We start from the raw sequence: 17,973 nt of genomic DNA on the forward strand, positions 1-17,973 counted from the left end.
TTTATCTGACCCGGATGAGTGAGCGGGCCCGGATCGGGGTAGAAGACGACACCCCCGAAGTACTCACGGAACGTCACAAGCAGTCCGCTGCTTGAAGAACCCGTCCAAGCGCAGGCAGAAACGATCTGCCGGAAAGGCCGACCCGTCCGGGACACTGGACAGTGGCTGGAAGGCCCTGGGACCACCCTCTATGATCGGCACACTTTGCTGCGCGGACAGAGATCGAGTGCACTGCGGGAGCGAGCGGTGAGCGGAACGTCCGAAGGGCCGACGCCCGCGGCAGACCTCGACCGGTCGGCCGTCACAGACAGTGATCCAGACACGCCTCCTCGTGGCGGGTCGCCGTACCGCTCCGTCTTCACGGCGGCGCCTCTGGCGATGGCCGTCGTCGACCGTGAGGGTCTGGTCGTCAGCGCCAACGACATGCTGGGCGCCCTGCTCGGCAGCGACCCGGCGTCGCTCGCCGGACGCACGGCCGCCGACCTGGTGGACCTGCCCTCCGACACCCGCACCTGGCACGCCTACCGCGAGGTGCTGCGCGGCCGGCAGGCGAAGCTGCGCTGCACCCGCCGGCTGAAGCACCCCGACGGCCAGTCGGTGTGGGTGCAGGTCACCGTCGCGCCCTTGGCGGGCGACGAAACCGGCATCCTGCTGTCCGTCGCCGACATCAGCGCCCGCCGTGAACTCCAGGCCCGGCTGCGGCACTTGCAGATGCACGACCCGGTGACCCGGCTGCCCAACCGCACGCTGTTCTTCGAACGTCTGACGGCCGCGCTGGAGGCGGAGGCGTACGAGCAGAGCGGCACCGGACGGATCGGCCTGTGCTATCTGGACCTGGACGGCTTCAAGGCGGTCAACGACACCCTCGGCCACCGCGTCGGCGACCGGCTGCTCGCCGCCGCGGCCGAACGGCTGACCCGCGTCGCCGAGGAGGCCGGGCTGGCGAGGGCCGGCGCTCCCCTGGTGGCCAGACTCGGTGGCGACGAGTTCGCGCTGCTCGTCGAGGACTCCACCGGCACCGATCAGGTCGCCGAGCTCGCCGAGTCCGTACTCACGGCCCTCCAGGCGCCGTTCGACCTGGCAGGCCGGCGCCTGTCGCTGTCGGCGTCGATCGGGGTGGTGGAGCGGCACGCGGCCGGGACCACGGCCACCGCGCTGATGCAGGCCGCCGACACGACGCTGTACTGGGCGAAGGCCGACGGCAAGTCCCGCTGGACGCTGTTCGACCCGGAGCGCAACGCGCACCGCATGACCCGCCAGGCCCTGGCCTCCACGCTGCGGCCCGCCATCGAGCGCGGGGAGTTCGTCCTGGAGTACCAGCCGCTGGTCGGCATGGAGGACGGCCGGGTGCGCGGGGTCGAGGCCCTCGCGCGCTGGAACCACCCGCAGTTCGGCATGTTGACGCCGAATCGGTTCATCGGATTGGCGGAGGAGGACGGCTCGATCGTGCAGCTCGGCCGCTGGGCGCTGGCCACCTCCTGCCGGCAGGCCCGCCGCTGGCAGCTCGACCACCCGGACGAGCCGCCGATTTTCGTGAGCGTCAACGTGGCCGTCCGGCAGGTCTGGGACTCCGACCTGGTCGCGGACGTGGCAGAGGTCCTCGCCGAGACCGAACTGGCCCCGAGCCTGCTGCAGTTGGAGCTCACCGAGTCCGCGGTGATGGGCTCCGCGGGCCGCCCCCTCCAGGCCCTGCAGGCGCTGAGCGACATGGGCGTGCGGATCGCCATCGACGACTTCGGCACCGGCTACTCGAACCTCGCCTACCTCAGCCGCCTGCCCGTCTCCGTGCTGAAGCTGGACGGCTCCTTCGTCCGGGGCTTCCAGTACGACGAGGCGGGCGAGCGGCCGAACCCGGCCGACGAGGTCGTCGTCGAGGCGATGATCCAGCTCGCCCACCGGCTCGGCCTGACCGTCACCGCCGAGTGCGTGGAGACCCTCACCCAGGCCTCCCGGCTGCGGCACATCGGCTGCGACACCGGCCAGGGGTGGCTGTACTCCCGCCCGGTGCCGCCCGATCGCATCTCCGAGCTGCTGGGGACGACGTCCTACGTCGTCGGCAACCCGTAGGCGTCCGCGATCAGTTCGTAGGAGCGCAGCCGCAGCTCGCCGCTGTGGGCGTGGGACGTGAGCATCAACTCGTCGGCGCCGGTGCGCTTGTGGAGGTCGTCCAGGCCTGCGCGGACCTCGTCCACCGTGCCGTGGACGATGTTGCCGGCCCAGGAGTCGACGAACTCCTGCTCCAGCGAGCTGAACACGTGGGACTCGGCGTCCTCCGGGCCGGGGAAGAGACCGGGCCGCCCGGAACGCAGCCGGATCATGTTCAGGGCGGTGGCCCGCACCTGGCGACGGGCCTCCTTCTCGTCGTCCGCGGCGAGCGTGGAGACGCCGATGAGGGCGTAGGGCTCGTCGAGGACCGCGGACGGGCGGAACTGCTCCCGGTACAGGTCGAGCGCGGGAATGGTGTTCTGCGCGGAGAAGTGGTGCGCGAAGGCGAAGGGCAGGCCGAGCATCGCGGCCAGGCGGGCACTGAAGCCGGAGGAGCCGAGCAGCCAGACGGGCGGGCGGTGCGGGGACTGCACACCGCCGGGTGAGGTGCTCTGGATCGGGCCCGGGATCGCGTGGATGCGGGAGTACGGGTGGCCGTCGGGGAAGTCGTCGTCCAGGAAGCGGATCAGCTCGGCGAGCTGCTGGGGGAAGTCGTCGGCGCCCTCGTTGAGCCGGTCGGTGCGGCGCAGGGCGGCGGCGGTGGCGCCGTCCGTGCCGGGGGCGCGGCCCAGGCCGAGGTCGACGCGGCCGGGGGCCATGGCCTCCAGCGTGCCGAACTGCTCGGCGATCACCAGCGGCGCGTGGTTGGGCAGCATGACGCCGCCCGAGCCGAGCCGGATGCGCTCGGTGTGGGCGGCGAGGTGGGCGAGGATCACCGCGGGCGAGGAGGAGGCGACGCCCGGCATCGAGTGGTGCTCGGCGACCCAGTAGCGGTGGAAGCCGCGGGACTCCGCGAGCCGGGCCAGCGCGACACTGGTGCGCAGGGCGTCGGTGGCGGTACTGCCCGCGCCCACGGTGACCAGGTCCAGTACGGACAGGGGTGCGGGGGCGGTGCCCTGTGCCGCGCCCCGGATGCCGTCCGTCTCGCCCTGCGCCTTGTCCCGGTTCTCGTCTGCCGTCACGGTGGATGCCTCCTGCTTTTCGGCCGTGCGCTGTCCTCAGGCCGCTAACAGGAGGCTGTCCCCGTTTATTCCCGGTCTCTTCCGCCGCCGCTCACACCTGCACGATCGGCTCCCGGGTGAACAGCGCCCCCAGCGCCGGCGCGTTCACGCGGCGGTCCGTCAGGCGCAGGGCCTCCCACACGGTGACCTGGTTGGCGGTGAGGACCGGCTTGCCCAGCTCCTTCTCCAGGGCGGGGATGTGCGCGGCCGTGTGGAGGGCGGTGTCCGGCAGGAGCAGCGCCTCGGCGGACGCGTCGTCGGCTTCCCGGGCCAGCGTGAACAGTTCCGCCTCGCCCCACGTCCCGACCTCGGCCGCGGTGATGATCCCGGCACCGCGGACCGCGACCACCTCCGCGCCCCCGGTCCGCAGGAAGTCCGCGAACAGCCCGGCCACGTCGTCCGGGTAGGTCGCCCCCACCGCGACCCGCCGCACCCCGAGCTCCCGCACGGCGTGCACGAAGGCGAAGGAGGTCGAGGAGGCCGGCAGCCCGGCCGCCCGGGCGAGGGTGCGCACCTGCTCCTGGGCGCCCTCCCAGCCGTGGACGAAGCTGCCGCTGGTGCAGGCCCACACGATCGCCTCGGCCCCGGACAGCCGCAGCTGCGCCACGCCCGCCGAGAGCCGATCCGGTGAGCCCATCTCGCGCAGGGCGTCCGCCCTGTGCGCGTCCTCGCCGATGTCCGTGTGGACCACGTCCACCCGGATGTCACTGCCCAGGAGCTGCTCGATGCGCGGATAGTCGTCCTCGGCGGAGTGGCCCGGGTAGAGGAGTCCGAGTGCGGTCATGTCCAGCCTTCCTGCTGTTCTTCCGGCAGTACGGGCCACTCACGCGCCGAGTCGTCCAGCAGCGCCTGATACGGCCCCACGGCTCGGGTACCCAGCCTGCGCAGCGCCGCCCACATCGTTACCTGGTTGGCCGACATGACCGGTATGCGCAGCTCCGCCTCCAGCTGGGGGATGACGTCGTACGTCGGCAGGTTCGTGCAGGAGATGAACAGTACGTCCGCCGCCCGGCCCCGGACCGCGCGCCGCGCCATGTCGGCCACGTCCCGGTACGGGACCTTCCAGATGTGCCGGGTCAGCCCCATGTAGGCGCAGCCCGTCACCGCGACGCCCGCCTGGGCGACGTACTCCTGCAGCGCCCGCGTCACGGATTCCGTGTACGGGGTCACCAGGGCCGCCCGCCGGGCGCCGAGCTCCGCGAGCGCCTCCAGCAGCGCCCCGGACGTGGTCACGGAGGGCACCGCGCCCGCCCGTGTCATCGCCTCGCACATCGCGCGCTCCCCGGCGATCCCGTCGACGAAGCTGCCCGAGGTGCAGGCGTAGGCGACAACCTCGGGCGCGACGGCGTTGAGGGTGCGCACCGCCTCGCGCAGCGTCTCGTGCTCGCTGACCAGCCGTGCGAGGTCGAGGCTCACCTCGACCGGCACGAACGGCGTCCGGGTCAGATGGAGCGAGATGTCGTCCGGCACCCAGCGCCACAGTTCGCGATCGAGGGCGAAGTCGAAGGGGGCCACCACACCGACGCCTCGCTGCGGGCGCGGACCCCCGAGAAAGGTGATGTCCGAGGACTCCATGGCAGGCACCTGCCTCACCGTGCGGAAGGAGGGGACAACGGACCGTGAACGCGCCCGTGTTGACGACGGTAGGTTCGGGTGCGAGCGTGGTCAATCCGTGCATGTCAGACGCTCGCTCACCGCGAAGAACGGCTGCCCATGACCGCCCCGACGCTTCTCGTCCTCGACGCCGACCCCCCGCCCCGCCTGGGCCGTCTCACCGGCCGCGCCCGGATCGTGCACGCCGACGCCGGCAGCCTCGCCCGGCACCTCCCGGACGCCGACGTGCTGCTCGTGTGGGACTTCGCCTCCACGGCGGTGCGCGACGCCTGGCCGGGCGAGGGTCCAAGGCCCCGCTGGGTGCACACGGCGAGCGCGGGCGTGGACCACCTGATGTGCCCGGCGCTCGCCGCGTCCGACACCGTGGTGACGAACGCGCGCGGCGTCTTCGAGCAGCCCATCGCCGAGTACGTCGCCGCCCTGGTCCTGGCGATGGCCAAGGACCTGCCGCGCACATGGGAGTTGCAGGGCCGTCGCGAGTGGCGCCACCGGGAGGGGCAGCGGCTGGCCGGCACGCGGGCGTGTGTCGTCGGGTCGGGCCCCATCGGCCGGGCGATCGCCCGCACCCTGAAGGCGCTCGACGTGACGACGGCGCTCGTCGGCCGCGTGCCGCGCACCGGCATCCACGGCCCTGGGGACCTGGACCGGCTGCTGGCCCGCGCCGACTGGGTGATCGCGGCCGCGCCACTCACGGAGCAGACGCGCCACATGTTCGACACCCGCCGCTTCGGCGTCATGCAGCCCTCGGCCCGGTTCGTGAACGTCGGGCGCGGGCAGCTGGTCGTCGAGGACGCCCTCGCCGAGGCGCTCGCCAAGCGCTGGATCGCGGGCGCCGCCCTGGACGTCTTCGAGGACGAACCCCTCACCCCCGACAGCCCGTTGTGGCAGGTTCCCGGGCTGATCGTGTCCCCGCACATGAGCGGTGACACGGTCGGCTGGCGGGACGACCTCGGCGCGCAGTTCGTCGAGTTGTACGAGCGCTGGGAGGCGGGCCGGAACCTGCCGAACGTGGTCGACAAGAAGCGCGGATACGTACCCGGACACTGAAGCCGCCAGGAGGGTGCATGACGGAGCCGACGGAACTCACCGAGCTGACCGCCCTACGACTCGTCGAGGGCTTCCGCAAGGGCGAGTTCAGCCCCGTGGACGCGACCCGCGCGGCCCTGGAGCGGGCCGAGCGCATCCAGCCGGAGGTGAACGCGTTCGTGCGTCTCTTCGCGGACGAGGCGCTCGCCCGGGCACGGGAGTCGGCGGACCGCTGGCGGCGCGGCGACCCGTACGGGCCGGTGGACGGCGTACCGGTCACGGTGAAGGACATCCTGCTGCTGCGCGGCGCGCCGACCCTGCGTGGCTCGAAGACCATGTCCGAGGAGGGAAGCTGGGACGAGGACGCGCCCGCCGTGGCCCGGCTGCGTGAGCAGGGCGCCGTCTTTCTCGGCAAGACCACCACTCCCGAGTTCGGCTGGAAGGGCGTCACCGACTCGCCGCTGAGCGGAGCGACCCGCAATCCGTACGACACCTCGCGCACCGCGGGCGGCTCCAGCGGCGGCAGCGCGGCCGCCGTGGCCCTCGGCGCGGGCCCGCTGTCGCTGGGCACGGACGGCGGGGGCAGCGTGCGCATCCCGGCGGCGTTCTGCGGGATCTTCGCGCTGAAACCGACGTACGGGCGGGTGCCGCTGTATCCCGCGAGCGCCTTCGGCACGCTGGCGCACGTGGGGCCGATGACCCGGGACGCGGCGGACGCGGCGCTGCTGCTGGATGTGATCGCCGCGCCGGACGCGCGCGACTGGTCGGCGCTCGGGCCGGTGGGGGCGTCCTTCACGGACGCGCTGGCCGGAGGTGTGCGCGGGCTGCGGGTGGCGTACTCGCCCTCCCTCGGCGGGCAGGTGGCGGTGGCCCCGGCGGTCGCGGCGGCGGTGCGGCAGGCGGTGGAGCGGCTGGCCCGGCTCGGCGCGTACGTCGAGGAGGCCGACCCGGATTTCACGGACCCGGTGGACGCGTTCCACACCCTGTGGTTCAGCGGCGCGGCCCGCGTGACCCAGCACCTCGGCCCGCGGCAGCGGGAGTCGCTGGACCCGGGGCTGCGGGAGATCAGCGCGACGGGGGCGCGCCGGTCGGCGCTGGACTACCTGGCCGCGGTGGATGTCCGGATGGAACTCGGGCGGCGCATGGGCCGTTTCCACGAGTCGTACGACCTGCTGGTCACGCCGACGCTGCCGATCACCGCGTTCGAGGCGGGGGCCGAGGTGCCGAAGGGCTCCGGGTACCGGCGCTGGACGGGGTGGACGCCGTTCACGTACCCGTTCAACCTGACGCAGCAGCCCGCGGCGACCGTCCCGGTGGGGGCGGACGGTGCCGGTCTGCCGGTGGGGATGCAGATCGTGGCCGCCCGGCACCGCGACGACCTCGTGCTGCGTGCGGCCCACGCGCTGTACGAGGCGGGGTTCACGGCTTCGTTCACCTCCCCGTCGTTCACTTCCGCCGGAAGCTGAGCGTCTCCCCCGCCGCCCCCGACCGCCACAGGTCGTTGCACGCCTCGGTCATGGCCTCCAGACCGTCCACGACCTGGCCCCAGACGATGCCGGGCACCCAGCCCACATCGCCGTTGAGGAGCAGGTTGTTGCGTTCGTAGAAGAGGGCGAGGTCGACGACCGTGGTGCCGGGGCGTACCCCGGCGTCGTAGCCGTACGCCTTCGTGCCCAATTCCGTGCCCGCGAAGGAGAAATAACAGAGATCTCCGGGGATCGGGGTAACTGTCGGATTTTCCAGGGGTGGCTCCGATTTCGCGAAAGGCGGGAAAAGGGCGTAGATCTCGTTGCGTGCGTACTTGGCGTGGTAGACGTCGCCGGACAGCGGGAGGGAATCCCACACGGCCGCGCAGGTGATCGGCGCGCGGTCGTCCAGCAGCTGTGCCGTGCAGTGGATTCCCCGCTTGACCAGCGAGACTTCGATGTAGCGAGCAGCCATGCACTCCATGGTCCCGCGCCGGTCAAGGGGGCGTCGGCGAAGACCGGGGCTCAAATCGATCTGCATAACTCGCATCGAGTCGGGTAGCCGCGCCGCCATGGCTCCACCTATTGGGAATGGCGAACACATATCCGCGCCCACCCGCCGATCGCTGCTCGCGGGGGTGGCGGCGTTCGGTGCGCTGGGTGCCGCCGGCTGCAGCCGCGTGGCCACGGCGTCCACGACACAGGGCGGTGATCTGCTCGACCGGCTCAGGGCGCAGGGCGTCGTACGACTCGGGATCGCGGGCGAGATCCCGTTCGGGTACATCGACAAGAACGGAGAGCTGACCGGCGAGGCACCGGAATTGGCCAAGGTCGTCTTCAAACGGCTGGGGGTCGACAGGGTGCAGCCCGTGCCCACCGAGTTCGGCTCGCTCATCCCGGGCCTTAACTCGCAGCAGTTCGACGTCGTGGCCGCCGGGATGTACGTCAACCCGGACCGCTGCGAGCAGGTCATTTTCGCCGACCCCGACTACCAGATGCTCGACTCCTTCATCGTGCGCAAGGGCAATCCGAAGGGCCTGCACAACTACAAGGACGTCGTCGCGAAGAAGGCCAGGTTCGCGACGGGGACCGGTTATGCCGAGATCCAGTTCGCGGTCGAGGCCGGCTACCAGGAGAGCGACATCCTCATCGTGCCGGACCAGGTCGCCGGGCTGAACGCCGTCGAGGCGGGGCGCGTCGACGTCTTCGCCGGTACGGCCGTCACCACCCGTGCAGCCGTCAAGAAATCGGGCAAGGCCGAGGCGACGAAGGCCTTCGCGCCGCTCGTCGACGGGAAGCCGCACGTCGACGGCGGCGCCTTCGCGTTCCGGCCGACCGAGACGAAGCTGCGGGACGCCTTCAACGTGGAGCTGCACAAGCTCAAGAAGAGCGGGGAGCTGTTCCGCATCCTGCGGCCCTTCGGTTTCACCGAGGCCGAGATGACCGATCTGACCGCGAAGGAGCTGTGCGGCGGATGACCTCGGGACTCTGGGAACTCGTATTCAAGGGGATATGGACCACCGTCCAACTGCTGGTCTACAGCGCGCTGCTGGCCGCGACCGCCGCCTTCGTGGCCGGCGTCGCCCGCACCCACCGCCTGTGGATCGTCCGCTTCCTCGCGGGCCTCTACACCGAGGTGTTCCGCGGGACCTCGGCCCTCGTCATGATCTTCTGGGTGTTCTTCGTGCTGCCGGTCGCCTTCGGCTGGCAGCTGGTGCCGATGTGGGCGGGCACGCTGGCGCTGGGGCTGACGTACGGGGCGTACGGCTCGGAGATCGTGCGCGGTGCGCTGAGCGCCGTCGACCCGGCGCAGAAGGAGGGCGGCATCGCGCTCAGCTTCACGCCCTGGCAGCGGATGCGGCTGATCCTGCTGCCGCAGGCGGTACCGGAGATGATCCCGCCGTTCTCCAACCTGCTGATCGAGCTGCTCAAGGGGACGGCCCTGGTGTCCGTCATGGGCATGGGCGATCTGACCTTCAGCGCCAACCTGGTGCGGCTGGCGCTCCAGCAGAGCGCGGAGATCTACACGTACGTACTGCTGATCTACTTCGTGATCGCCTTCCTGCTCACGCGCCTCATGCGCGGTCTGGAGAAGCGGCTGAAGGCGGGCGTCGGCAAGGAGCCGCAGCGCGGGGTGGCCGCGCGTGAGCTGAAGCGGGCCGAGACGACGGGTGTCGGGGGTGGTGTCGCGTGAAGTGGGACTGGAACGCCGTACGGGACTTCATGCCGCACTTCTGGGACGGCCTGGTGGTCACCCTGGAGGCGCTGGCCCTCGGTTCGCTGATCTCCTTCGCCCTCGGGCTGGTGTGGGCGCTGCTGATGCGCACGCCCACGCGCTGGGTGCGCTGGCCGGTCGGAGTGGTCACGGAGTTCGTCCGCGACACCCCGCTGCTGGTGCAGCTGTTCTTCCTGTTCTACGTGCTGCCCGAGTGGGGACTCACCCTCTCCGCGCTGACCACCGGTGTGGTCGGCATCGGCCTGCACTACTCGACGTACACGATGCAGGTCTACCGGGCCGGCATCGAGGCGGTGCCGGTCGGCCAGTGGGAGGCGGCGACGGCGCTCAGCCTGCCCGTCACCAGGACCTGGCGGGCGGTGATCCTTCCGCAGGCGATCCGCCGGGTCGTTCCGGCCCTCGGCAACTACGTCATCGCGATGCTCAAGGACACGCCGATGCTGATGGTGATCACCGTGCTGGAGATGCTCGGCCGAGCCCGGCTCTTCTCCCAGCAGCACTTCCAGTTCACCGAGCCCCTCACGGTGATCGGCGTGGCCTTCATCCTCATTTCCTATCTGGCCTCCCTTCTTCTGCGAGCCCTGGAGCGACGTCTTGTCCGCTGACACCCCCCTGATGAAAGACCCCGACGCCCACACCAACCCGCCGGTGGACGGCAGCGAACTGATCCGCTTCGACCAGGTCACCAAGCGCTTCGGCGACAACACCGTCCTCGACCGGCTCGACTTCTCCGTCGACTCCGGCAAGCACGTCACGCTGATCGGCCCGTCCGGCTCCGGCAAGACGACGATCCTGCGGCTGCTGATGACCCTGACCAAGCCCGACGAGGGCACGGTCACGGTCGCCGGGGAGCGGCTCCACCCGGCCCCGGAGAAGCAGATCCGCGAGGTCCGCAAGAAGATCGGGATGGTCTTCCAGCAGTTCAATCTCTTCCCGAACATGACCGTGCTCAGGAACATCACCGAGGCGCCCGTGACCGTCCTCGGGCTGTCCGAGGACGAGGCGGAGGCACGCGCCCGCGAACTGCTGGACCTGGTGGGTCTCGCCGACAAGTGTGACGTCCGCCCGACGCGGTTGTCCGGCGGGCAGCAGCAGCGGGTGGCCATCGCCCGGGCCCTCGCCATGCGGCCGCAGGTGCTGCTCCTCGACGAGGTGACCTCGGCGCTGGACCCGGAGCTGGTGGCGGGCGTCCTCGATCTGCTCAGGGACATCGCCCGCTCCACCGACATCACCATGCTCTGCGTGACCCACGAGATGAACTTCGCCCGGGACATCTCCGACCAGGTGCTGATGTTCGACTCGGGCCGCGTCATCGAATCCGGTCCGCCGGAGAAGCTCTTCGGCGATCCCGACCACGAACGCACCCGGGAATTCCTCGGTGCGGTGCTGTAATGACGAAAAGTAAATAAGCCATCACCCCAGGTCTCGATGTCGTGGCATGACTTTGGCATATGCCAGAGTGACAGTGCCGCAGTTGAGGGGCCACAATCTCGCCAACAACCCCTCCCGATATGGCTCTTGCCGGTTATCGTGGAGGGGATCCGATGTCCCGGATCACGGCCCAGAAAGCGACCGGGGGGATTAACCGTGGCGCTGAAGCACGAGCCGACCGCGCCGTACCACTCGGCTCAGGACGCCCTGCGCGTCCTCGAGACGGTGGCACGGCACTCCAGCGGTGTCACCGACACCGTGCTCGCCCGCGAGACCGGCATAGGCATGGAGCGACTGACCACGCTTCTGCGGATGCTGCGCCGCGAGGGCTACATCGAGCAGGTCACCGACGGGGCGTACATCACCGGCCAGGCCCTCGCCCGCCTGGGTTCCGCCCAGGACCGCGAGGAGGCCCTGCGCGAGAAGCTCCAGCACACCCTCGACCGGCTGCGCGACTCCGTGGGAGCCGCCGTCTACATCAGCCGGTACGTCGACGGCGAGGTCAAGGTCACCCAGTACGCCGACGGCCCCACGACCCCCGCCGTCAAAGAGTGGGTCGACTTCCGCTACTCCGCGCACGCCACCGCGGTCGGCAAGAGCCTGCTCGGCCAGCTCGACCACAACAGCCGGCGCGACCACCTCGCCCGGCACAAGATGGCCCGCCTCACCTCGCGCACCATCACCAGCGACCGGCTCCTGCTCTCCTGCCTGGAGGCCCAGCCGCCCACGGTGCCCGTCCTCGACCTCCAGGAGTACGCGGTCGGCACGGTCTGCGCGGCCGTCCCGATCACGGCCGGGTCATCGGTGGGCTGCCTGGCCGTGTCCCTCCCGCTGGAGCACGCGCACCGGCTCCGGCAGGCGGCGGACGCCCTGAACCGGAACGCGGCTCCGGTCCTGCTGTCGCTGGCGATCTAGCCGCAGGTCAGCCACACGTCGGCCGCAGGTCCGGGTGGTCACGAGCACGCCCTCGGACCGGGTAGTATTTTCTTTGTCGCCGACCGCGAGAGCGGAAGGCGGGAGTCATGCGCCGCTAGCTCAGTTGGTTAGAGCAGCTGACTCTTAATCAGCGGGTCCGGGGTTCGAGTCCCTGGCGGCGCACAGATGAGGAGCCCTCCGCGGAAGCGGGGGGCTCCTTCGCTATTCTCCCCTCCCGCCCCCGCGCCCGGTACTCCGCCACCAGCCCGGCCAGGTCCCCGGCGCTCAGCCTCCGGTACGCGCCCGCCCCGGGCGGCCTCCACCACACCGGATCGGCACACCGGAACCCCTCCCGCCTGAGCCCCGCCCGATGGATCTTGTTCGTGGCGGTCACCGGCATCCGCTCCACCACCCGCACGAACCGTGGCGCCATCTTCGTCCCCAGGTCCGGCTGGGCCAGCAGGAACTCCGCGAAGCCGAGCGGGTCGAAGTCACCGGCGAGCGTCGCCATGACCTGGTCCCCGGCCACCGGATCCGGCACCGCGTACACGGCGACGGCCACGGCGCCCTCGTAGCGGGCGAGGATGTTCTCGATCAGCGCGGCGGCGAGGTTCTCGCTGTCCACGCGCAGCCGGTCGTCGGTCCGCCCGGCGAAGTAGAGGAAGCCGTCCGCGTCCCGGTAGAAGAGATCGCCGGTCCAGTACCAGCCGTCCCGCTGTCGCTCGCGGTCCGCCTCGGGGTTGCGCCAGTAGCCCTCGAAGGGGTTCGGACCGCGGTTGACCAGCTCCCCGATCGCCTCGTCCCCGTTCAGCAGCCGCCCGTCAGGGTCGAAGACGGCGGGCGGACACTCCGCGCGCGTCTCCGGGTCGAGGACGACGAGATCGCCCCCGCGCGCCGCCCGCCCGACCGCCCCCGCCGGCGTCCCCGGCGTCCACTGGACCGCGGCCCCGCCCTCCGACGAGCCGTACCCCTCCACCAGCCGCACCCCGAACCGCCGCTCGAAGGCCGCCGCGTCCACCGCGCCCGCCTCCGTCCCGAAGCCCAGCCGCAGCGGATTGTCCCGGTCGTCGGGGCGGGGCTCGGTGGCGAGGAGGTACTGCACCGCGCGTCCCACATAGGTGAAGTACGTCGCCCGATAGCGTCGTACGTCCGGCAGGAACCGCGACGCGGAGAAGCGCCGCCGCAGCGCCACCCCCGCTCCGGCCGCCAGCGCCGGCGCCCAGTCGGCGATCACCGCGTTGCCGTGGAACATCGGCATGCAGATGTAGTGCACGTCGTCCGGGCGGACGGAGAAGTGGTCCGCCAGCGAGCGGCTGGCGGCGGCCAGCCGGCCCTGGGAGCAGATCGCGGCCTTGGGGGCGCCGGTCGAGCCGGAGGTGAAGTACAGCAGGACGCGGTCGGCCGGGGTCGCCCGGGAGGCGTCCGGCCGGGCGTCCGTGTACGGGGCGAGCAGGTCGGCGTAGGCCTCGCTGTCGGTCACCAACAGGCGGACACCGGGAAGTTCGAGTCCGTCGAGGAGCGGCAGGTGGGCTCGCTCGGTGACCACGACCCGGCACTCGGTGTGCCGGATGTCGCGGGCCAGTTCAGGTCCCCGACGGGTGGGATTGATCCCGGCGACGGCCGCTCCGGCCAGCGCGGCCGCGCCCAGCCACAGCGGGAACTCCGGGGTGTTGTCGAGCAGGACGCCCACATGCGGTTCTGCGCCCGGCGGCAACAGCTCGGCCAGCAGCGCCGCCCGGGCCGCGGCCCCGGCCGCCACCTCGTGGTGCGTGAGCACCCGCTCCTCGAACCACAGCCCCGGCCGATGGTCACCCCACCGCGCCGCTACGAGTTCGGCGACCGTGCCCCTGGTGGACTCCATGGGCGGGCACGGTAGTTGACGTATCGTCAGAAGTGGAGGCCCGTGCGGTCCGAATCCACCGGAGTCCGCCGAGCGCTCCGCGGGATGTGCGGCGATGCGCCGTCGATCGCCCGCGGCGTCGTCGTAGCTGGTCGCGCCCACGCGGCGGAGCCGCATATCGACACAGCCCCGCGCCCCTTCGGGGTGCTGCGGAACCGCAGCGGACTTCACCGAGGCCGCTCAGAAGCCGCCGACGTCCGATGTCGCGAAGACCTCGGTGTACGTCACCATGAAGGCGACGCAGAACCCGACGACCACGCCGAGGAACGCCAGCAGGGCGAGGGTGCCCGCCGCCTGCTTGACCTTGCGCGGCGGGAGGGCGGTGGCGATCACCTCGCGACGGCCGTCCTTGTAGTGCACGGTGACGATGTCGCCCTCGACGACGGTGGCCGGACCGTCCTCCTCCTCGAAGCGGACCGTGCGGCCGTCGCGCGAGGTGAACTCGTAGACGTGGTGCAGGGTCGTGCGCACGCGGGACTCTCCGCCGCCGTGCACCGTGGTGAAGGTCCGCAGACAGCGCGCCTCCGCCGTCAGTCCGCTGTTCCAGGCCATGCGCAACTGCACCGTGCGGCGCACCACGCGGTACGCCATGAAGAGAGCCGCGGCCATGATCAGGCCGGGAACGGCGTAGAACATCACGTCCATGGGATCCCCCGATCTCCACGCCGTACCCATCGGTAGGCGTGTCAGGAACCTACCCGCGGGCGGCACCCGATCAGCTCAAGGCATCCTCAGAACTCACCGGTGCCGGATCATCACCTTGAGCATCACGCTCACGCCCACCCGCGGGCGCCGGAACCGGTCGTTCCGGCGCCCGCGGACCCTACCCGAGGGGGATCAGAAGGTGACGTCGGAGCAGGCGTAGAACGCGTTGCTCGTGTCCGCGATCGTCCACACCGCGACGATGACGTGGTGACCGCTCAGCCCGGACGGCAGCGTGCCGCTGTGGGAGAGCGTGGACGGGGGACGCTGACCGTTGTAGGGCACCGTCAGGAACGGTGTGGTGGTGAGGTCGGAGCGGGCCAGGTTGTGGTTCTGGTTCCAGCCCGTCTTGGTGACGTAGTACTTGAAGTCGGTCGTGGCGTGCATGGCGGTGAACTGCCAGCGGAACGTGTAGCTCTGGCCGCCCGTCACCTTGGTGGTGGGCCAGGCGCCGCCCGACGGGGTCTTCGGGCTGTCGAGCTGGGCGAACCGCGTGTTGTTGCCGGAACAGATCTGGCCGTCGGCCGGACCCGCGGCCGGGAAGCCCTTGGGGCCCTCGACGCTCTGCGGCTCCCACTGGATGTCGCCGCAGTTCGTCACCGTGCCGTTCTGGCAGAGCTTCTGCCTGCTGATGGGGAGGTCGGTGTAGCCGTGGCTGCTGGCACCACCCGACGAGAGCACGAAGGCTCCGGACGTGGCGAGGCCCACCACGGCGGCATACAACTTGGTCCTTCTGCGCATGCTGCCGCTCCTGGAGAACGTGGGGGAGGTTCAGTGAGCTGTGCAGGTCTAGACCAAGTCTCAGATTATTGCGATCAATTGAACATGTCCATACCAAAAACGGGGTCCATACCCATCACGGAGCCGCTTCCCCTCGCCCCGCGCAGAACGCGACCGTCAGGTCCTTCACCAGCGCCTTGCGTTCGTAGTCGTCCAGCTCGACCAGTCCGCGCATGGTCAGCCGGGTCACCGTGTCCTCCACCGAGTCGACGACCGAGGTGAGCACACTCGCCCGGTTCTGCGCGTCCAGCGCGGCGATCCGGCGGCGGTGCATCGCGGCGGCGACCTCGGGGGCGTACTCCACCCGTACCGGCCGCACCGAGAACACCTCCAGGCCCACCGGCCCCGCGTCCTGCGCCACCCGGCGGGTCAGCGCGTCGGTGGCCGCGTCCAGCGACCCCCGCGCCGTTCCCGGCATCTCCACCGGCACCCGGGCCAGCGCCGCCTCCACGCACTCGCGCAGATACGTCTCGTGGTCCTCGACCCCGAGCGTGGCCCGCGCGGTGTCCCGCACCCGCCACACCACCAGCACCACCACCCGCAGCGCGACCCCGTTGCCGTCGGCGGCCGGCATCGGCTCACTGCGCCAGTGCCGCAGCCGTACGTCGACCCGGCGGCGCAGCAGCAGCGGGTTGACCCACATCAGCCCGGTGCGCCGGACGGTCCCCCGGTAGCGCCCGAACAGGCCGAGCACCCAGGCCCGCCCGGTCAGGCCCCGGGCGAGGCCGCCGAAGCCGAACAGCCCGAGCGCCCCGGCCCCGGCATACGCCGCCCACTGCGCCGGACCGAGCCCGCCCCCCGCGTGCGCCGGCAGCCCCAGCGCCTGCACCACCGGCGGCGGCAGCACGCCCGCCCACCAGGAGGTGGCCGCGCAGCCGGCCGCCCCGCAGGCCCCGGCGAGCACGCCCACCGTGCCGGGCAGCACCCGGCCGGGCCGCTCCACCAGGTCGGGGTCGACCTGAGCCACCGGGCGCGCCTTCGCCGGCCCCGGGCGCCGGAAGCGCGGCTGCTCGCCGGTGCCCCGCCGACGCGCCACGACCGCGGGCTTGAGCGGCACGGACACCGGGTCGACTTCGTCGCGGAACAGCAGATGGACGGGGATCTCGGTGGTCACCTCGTTCTGGATGAGCCGGACGGGCCGGGTCTCTCCCTCGGCCGGTCCAGGTCCGTCCGATTCGGGCGTCTGTGAAGTGGTCGTACTGCTCATGCGTGCCTCCAGCCTCCGCGCCAGATGCGTCACAACAGTGGGCGGGCGGTGCGAGTGGCTCCCGGTCCGCGAGTGGTTCTCGGCCCGCGAGTGGTCCTCGTACTGCCAGTGGTTGTGGTCTGCGAGTGGTCCTCGTGCTGCCAGTGGTTGTGATCTGCGAGTGGTTTACGAGAAGATCCGCCGCCAGGTCTCCGGCCCCGGGTAGCCGTCCGCCGTGCCGCCCCGCCAGCCCTGGGAGCGCTGGAAGGCCTCGACGGCACGCCGGTCCGCCTCGCCCCAGCGCGGCCCCGGCCCGGTCGTGTAGTGCTTGCCGAACCCTTTCTTCACCAGCTGTCGGCCGAGCAGGGTGACGTACTTGTTGTCGGCGCCCGGCCGGAACATGCCCCGGCCCGGATAGGCGGGGGCCTCGGCGGGCCGCGCCGCCGGGTCGGCCGCCCCGGCCGCGACGTCCCGGCCGGCCCTGGCGGCCAGCAGTTCCCAGGTCCGCGGGCCCGGCAGTCCGTCCGCGGCCGCGCCCGTCCAGCCCTGCGCCAGCTGGAACGTCTCGGTGGCCCGACGATCCGCGTCGGACCACCGCGGGCCCGGACCGGAGGCGTAGAGCCCGCCGGCGCCGAGCCGCACCAGCATCCGGCCCAGCAGGGTGACGTACTGGTTGTTCGCGCCGGGACCGAAGTACGCCGGTCCGGGATACGGAGTCACCGCGCCGCCCCCGTCCGATTTCGCGCCCGCCGTGTCCGCGGCGAGCCCCTTGTAGCGGTAGGCGAGGTACCTGTCCGAGTGGCTCCAGTAGGCATAGGGGGTGGCCCGGCGGCGGGCGTGCGGGGGGATCTGTTCGTAGGCGTCGTAGTGGGTGTGCGTGTGGTCCGTCCAGCCGGCGAAAAGGACGACGTGCGAGCCTTTCTCCGGGTCCGCCGGATTGTGGAACAGCAGAATGTCGCCGGGCTGGAGTTCCCCCTTGGGAATCCGCTCCGCGTACTGGCTGAGGGTGCCCGTCCATTCGTTTCCCGGCAGGTTCCAGGCCATGGAGACGAAGCCCGAGCAGTCCTGCCGGTACCCGTCGGACCAGTAGGCGTCCATGCTGTACGGCACGTCGGCGTCGATCCATTTCCGCGCCCGGTCGATGATCTCCGCACGGGTGGTCGCGGGCGCCCTGCCCGAGCCCGTCGGCCTGCCCGGCTTGCCCGGCCCGCCGCCGGGGCCGTGCAGCGGGGCCCTGCCGCCCTGGGGGGTGTCGGGCTCGTCACCTGCGGGAACGCCCGGGCGGGCGGGTACGTGCGGGGCGGCGAGAGCGGGTGCCGTGGCCGCCGCGCCGAGCACGGCGGACGCGGCTGCGGCCACGACCAGGGCACGGTGGGCGGCCGGGTGGCCGGTGGTGCGGGCGGGGGAATGCGGCAGGACGCGGCGCCAGTGGACGCATCCCGGGCAGTCACAGTCGCTCGCGGGATCGAATTCCTCGAATACCGGAGCCGCCATGCGATTCCCCTCACACT

The 17,973-nt window shown here is 71.4% G+C and carries 17 protein-coding genes and 1 tRNA gene; 9 read left to right on the top strand and 9 right to left on the bottom strand.

Translation table 11 applies throughout. The features are described from left to right. Nucleotides 1-246: 246 nt before the first annotated feature. Nucleotides 247-2,067 carry a putative bifunctional diguanylate cyclase/phosphodiesterase gene (locus ACFY16_RS02540; RefSeq protein ID WP_390645221.1) on the top strand — a complete coding sequence of 607 codons (1,821 nt, stop codon included), beginning with the start codon at nt 247-249 and terminating at the stop codon, nt 2,065-2,067. Here the strand turns inward: ACFY16_RS02540 and ACFY16_RS02545 are convergent. From ACFY16_RS02545 to ACFY16_RS02555, 3 genes are all read right to left on the bottom strand, one after another. Next, nucleotides 2,046-3,167, bottom strand: a complete 1,122-nt coding sequence (locus tag ACFY16_RS02545; RefSeq protein WP_390645222.1) for an LLM class flavin-dependent oxidoreductase — start codon at nt 3,165-3,167, stop codon at nt 2,046-2,048. The genes ACFY16_RS02540 and ACFY16_RS02545 overlap by 22 nt on opposite strands. 91 nt (nt 3,168-3,258) lie before the next feature. After that, nucleotides 3,259-3,990 (bottom strand): aspartate/glutamate racemase family protein, encoded by a 732-nt coding sequence (locus tag ACFY16_RS02550; protein WP_390645223.1) that lies wholly within the window; start codon nt 3,988-3,990, stop codon nt 3,259-3,261. Next, nucleotides 3,987-4,781, bottom strand: a complete 795-nt coding sequence (locus tag ACFY16_RS02555) for a decarboxylase (RefSeq protein ID WP_390645224.1) — start codon at nt 4,779-4,781, stop codon at nt 3,987-3,989. Before ACFY16_RS02555 ends, ACFY16_RS02550 begins: the two co-directional genes overlap by 4 nt. Nucleotides 4,782-4,919: 138 nt before the next feature. Between ACFY16_RS02555 and ACFY16_RS02560 the strand changes: the two genes are divergently transcribed. Further along, nucleotides 4,920-5,867: a D-2-hydroxyacid dehydrogenase gene (locus tag ACFY16_RS02560; RefSeq protein WP_390645225.1), complete on the top strand. Its 948-nt coding sequence runs from the start codon at nt 4,920-4,922 to the stop codon at nt 5,865-5,867. A 17-nt stretch (nt 5,868-5,884) separates the two neighbouring features. Beyond that, nucleotides 5,885-7,312: an amidase gene (locus ACFY16_RS02565; RefSeq protein ID WP_390645226.1), complete on the top strand. Its 1,428-nt coding sequence runs from the start codon at nt 5,885-5,887 to the stop codon at nt 7,310-7,312. Here ACFY16_RS02565 and ACFY16_RS02570 read toward each other — a convergent pair. Further along, nucleotides 7,293-7,787, bottom strand: coding sequence for a DUF3830 family protein (locus ACFY16_RS02570; RefSeq protein ID WP_390645227.1), 495 nt, complete (start codon nt 7,785-7,787; stop codon nt 7,293-7,295). The genes ACFY16_RS02565 and ACFY16_RS02570 overlap by 20 nt on opposite strands. Before the next feature lie 97 nt (nt 7,788-7,884). Here ACFY16_RS02570 and ehuB point away from each other — a divergent pair, with 97 nt between their 5' ends. The 6 genes from ehuB (at nt 7,885) to ACFY16_RS02600 (ending at nt 12,077) form a co-directional block, all read left to right on the top strand. Then, complete coding sequence (ehuB, locus tag ACFY16_RS02575; protein WP_390645228.1) at nt 7,885-8,790, top strand: ectoine/hydroxyectoine ABC transporter substrate-binding protein EhuB; 906 nt, start codon at nt 7,885-7,887, stop codon at nt 8,788-8,790. After that, on the top strand, nt 8,787-9,506 hold the full coding sequence (gene ehuC, locus ACFY16_RS02580) for an ectoine/hydroxyectoine ABC transporter permease subunit EhuC (protein WP_390645229.1): 720 nt from the start codon (nt 8,787-8,789) through the stop codon (nt 9,504-9,506). Before ehuB ends, ehuC begins: the two co-directional genes overlap by 4 nt. Then, nucleotides 9,503-10,153 (top strand): ectoine/hydroxyectoine ABC transporter permease subunit EhuD, encoded by a 651-nt coding sequence (gene ehuD / locus ACFY16_RS02585; RefSeq protein WP_390645230.1) that lies wholly within the window; start codon nt 9,503-9,505, stop codon nt 10,151-10,153. Before ehuC ends, ehuD begins: the two co-directional genes overlap by 4 nt. A 10-nt stretch (nt 10,154-10,163) precedes the next feature. Continuing rightward, a complete protein-coding gene (locus tag ACFY16_RS02590) occupies nt 10,164-10,940 on the top strand; it encodes an amino acid ABC transporter ATP-binding protein (RefSeq protein ID WP_390645231.1) in 777 nt (258 codons plus the stop codon). Between the two features lie 195 nt (nt 10,941-11,135). Beyond that, complete coding sequence (locus ACFY16_RS02595; RefSeq protein ID WP_390645232.1) at nt 11,136-11,894, top strand: IclR family transcriptional regulator; 759 nt, start codon at nt 11,136-11,138, stop codon at nt 11,892-11,894. Nucleotides 11,895-12,003: 109 nt separating this feature from the next. Then, nucleotides 12,004-12,077 (top strand) — tRNA-Lys (locus ACFY16_RS02600). Here ACFY16_RS02600 and ACFY16_RS02605 read toward each other — a convergent pair. The 5 genes from ACFY16_RS02605 to ACFY16_RS02625 all read right to left on the bottom strand — a co-directional run bounded on the left by ACFY16_RS02605 (nt 12,043) and on the right by ACFY16_RS02625 (nt 17,956). Next, complete coding sequence (locus tag ACFY16_RS02605; protein ID WP_390645233.1) at nt 12,043-13,755, bottom strand: AMP-binding protein; 1,713 nt, start codon at nt 13,753-13,755, stop codon at nt 12,043-12,045. The genes ACFY16_RS02600 and ACFY16_RS02605 overlap by 35 nt on opposite strands. Before the next feature lie 219 nt (nt 13,756-13,974). Further along, entirely contained in the window at nt 13,975-14,439 is a 465-nt protein-coding gene (locus tag ACFY16_RS02610) for a DUF3592 domain-containing protein (RefSeq protein WP_390645234.1), read from the bottom strand. Between the two features lie 192 nt (nt 14,440-14,631). After that, entirely contained in the window at nt 14,632-15,237 is a 606-nt protein-coding gene (locus ACFY16_RS02615; RefSeq protein ID WP_390645235.1) for a lytic polysaccharide monooxygenase, read from the bottom strand. A gap of 115 nt (nt 15,238-15,352) precedes the next feature. Beyond that, a complete protein-coding gene (locus tag ACFY16_RS02620; RefSeq protein ID WP_390645236.1) occupies nt 15,353-16,483 on the bottom strand; it encodes an SPFH domain-containing protein in 1,131 nt (376 codons plus the stop codon). A 165-nt stretch (nt 16,484-16,648) separates the two neighbouring features. Next, complete coding sequence (locus tag ACFY16_RS02625; protein WP_390645237.1) at nt 16,649-17,956, bottom strand: peptidoglycan-binding protein; 1,308 nt, start codon at nt 17,954-17,956, stop codon at nt 16,649-16,651. Nucleotides 17,957-17,973: the final 17 nt, after the last annotated feature.

The sequence above is a fragment of the Streptomyces sp. NPDC001315 genome (assembly GCF_042896175.1).
Classification (GTDB): Bacteria; Actinomycetota; Actinomycetes; order Streptomycetales; family Streptomycetaceae; genus Streptomyces.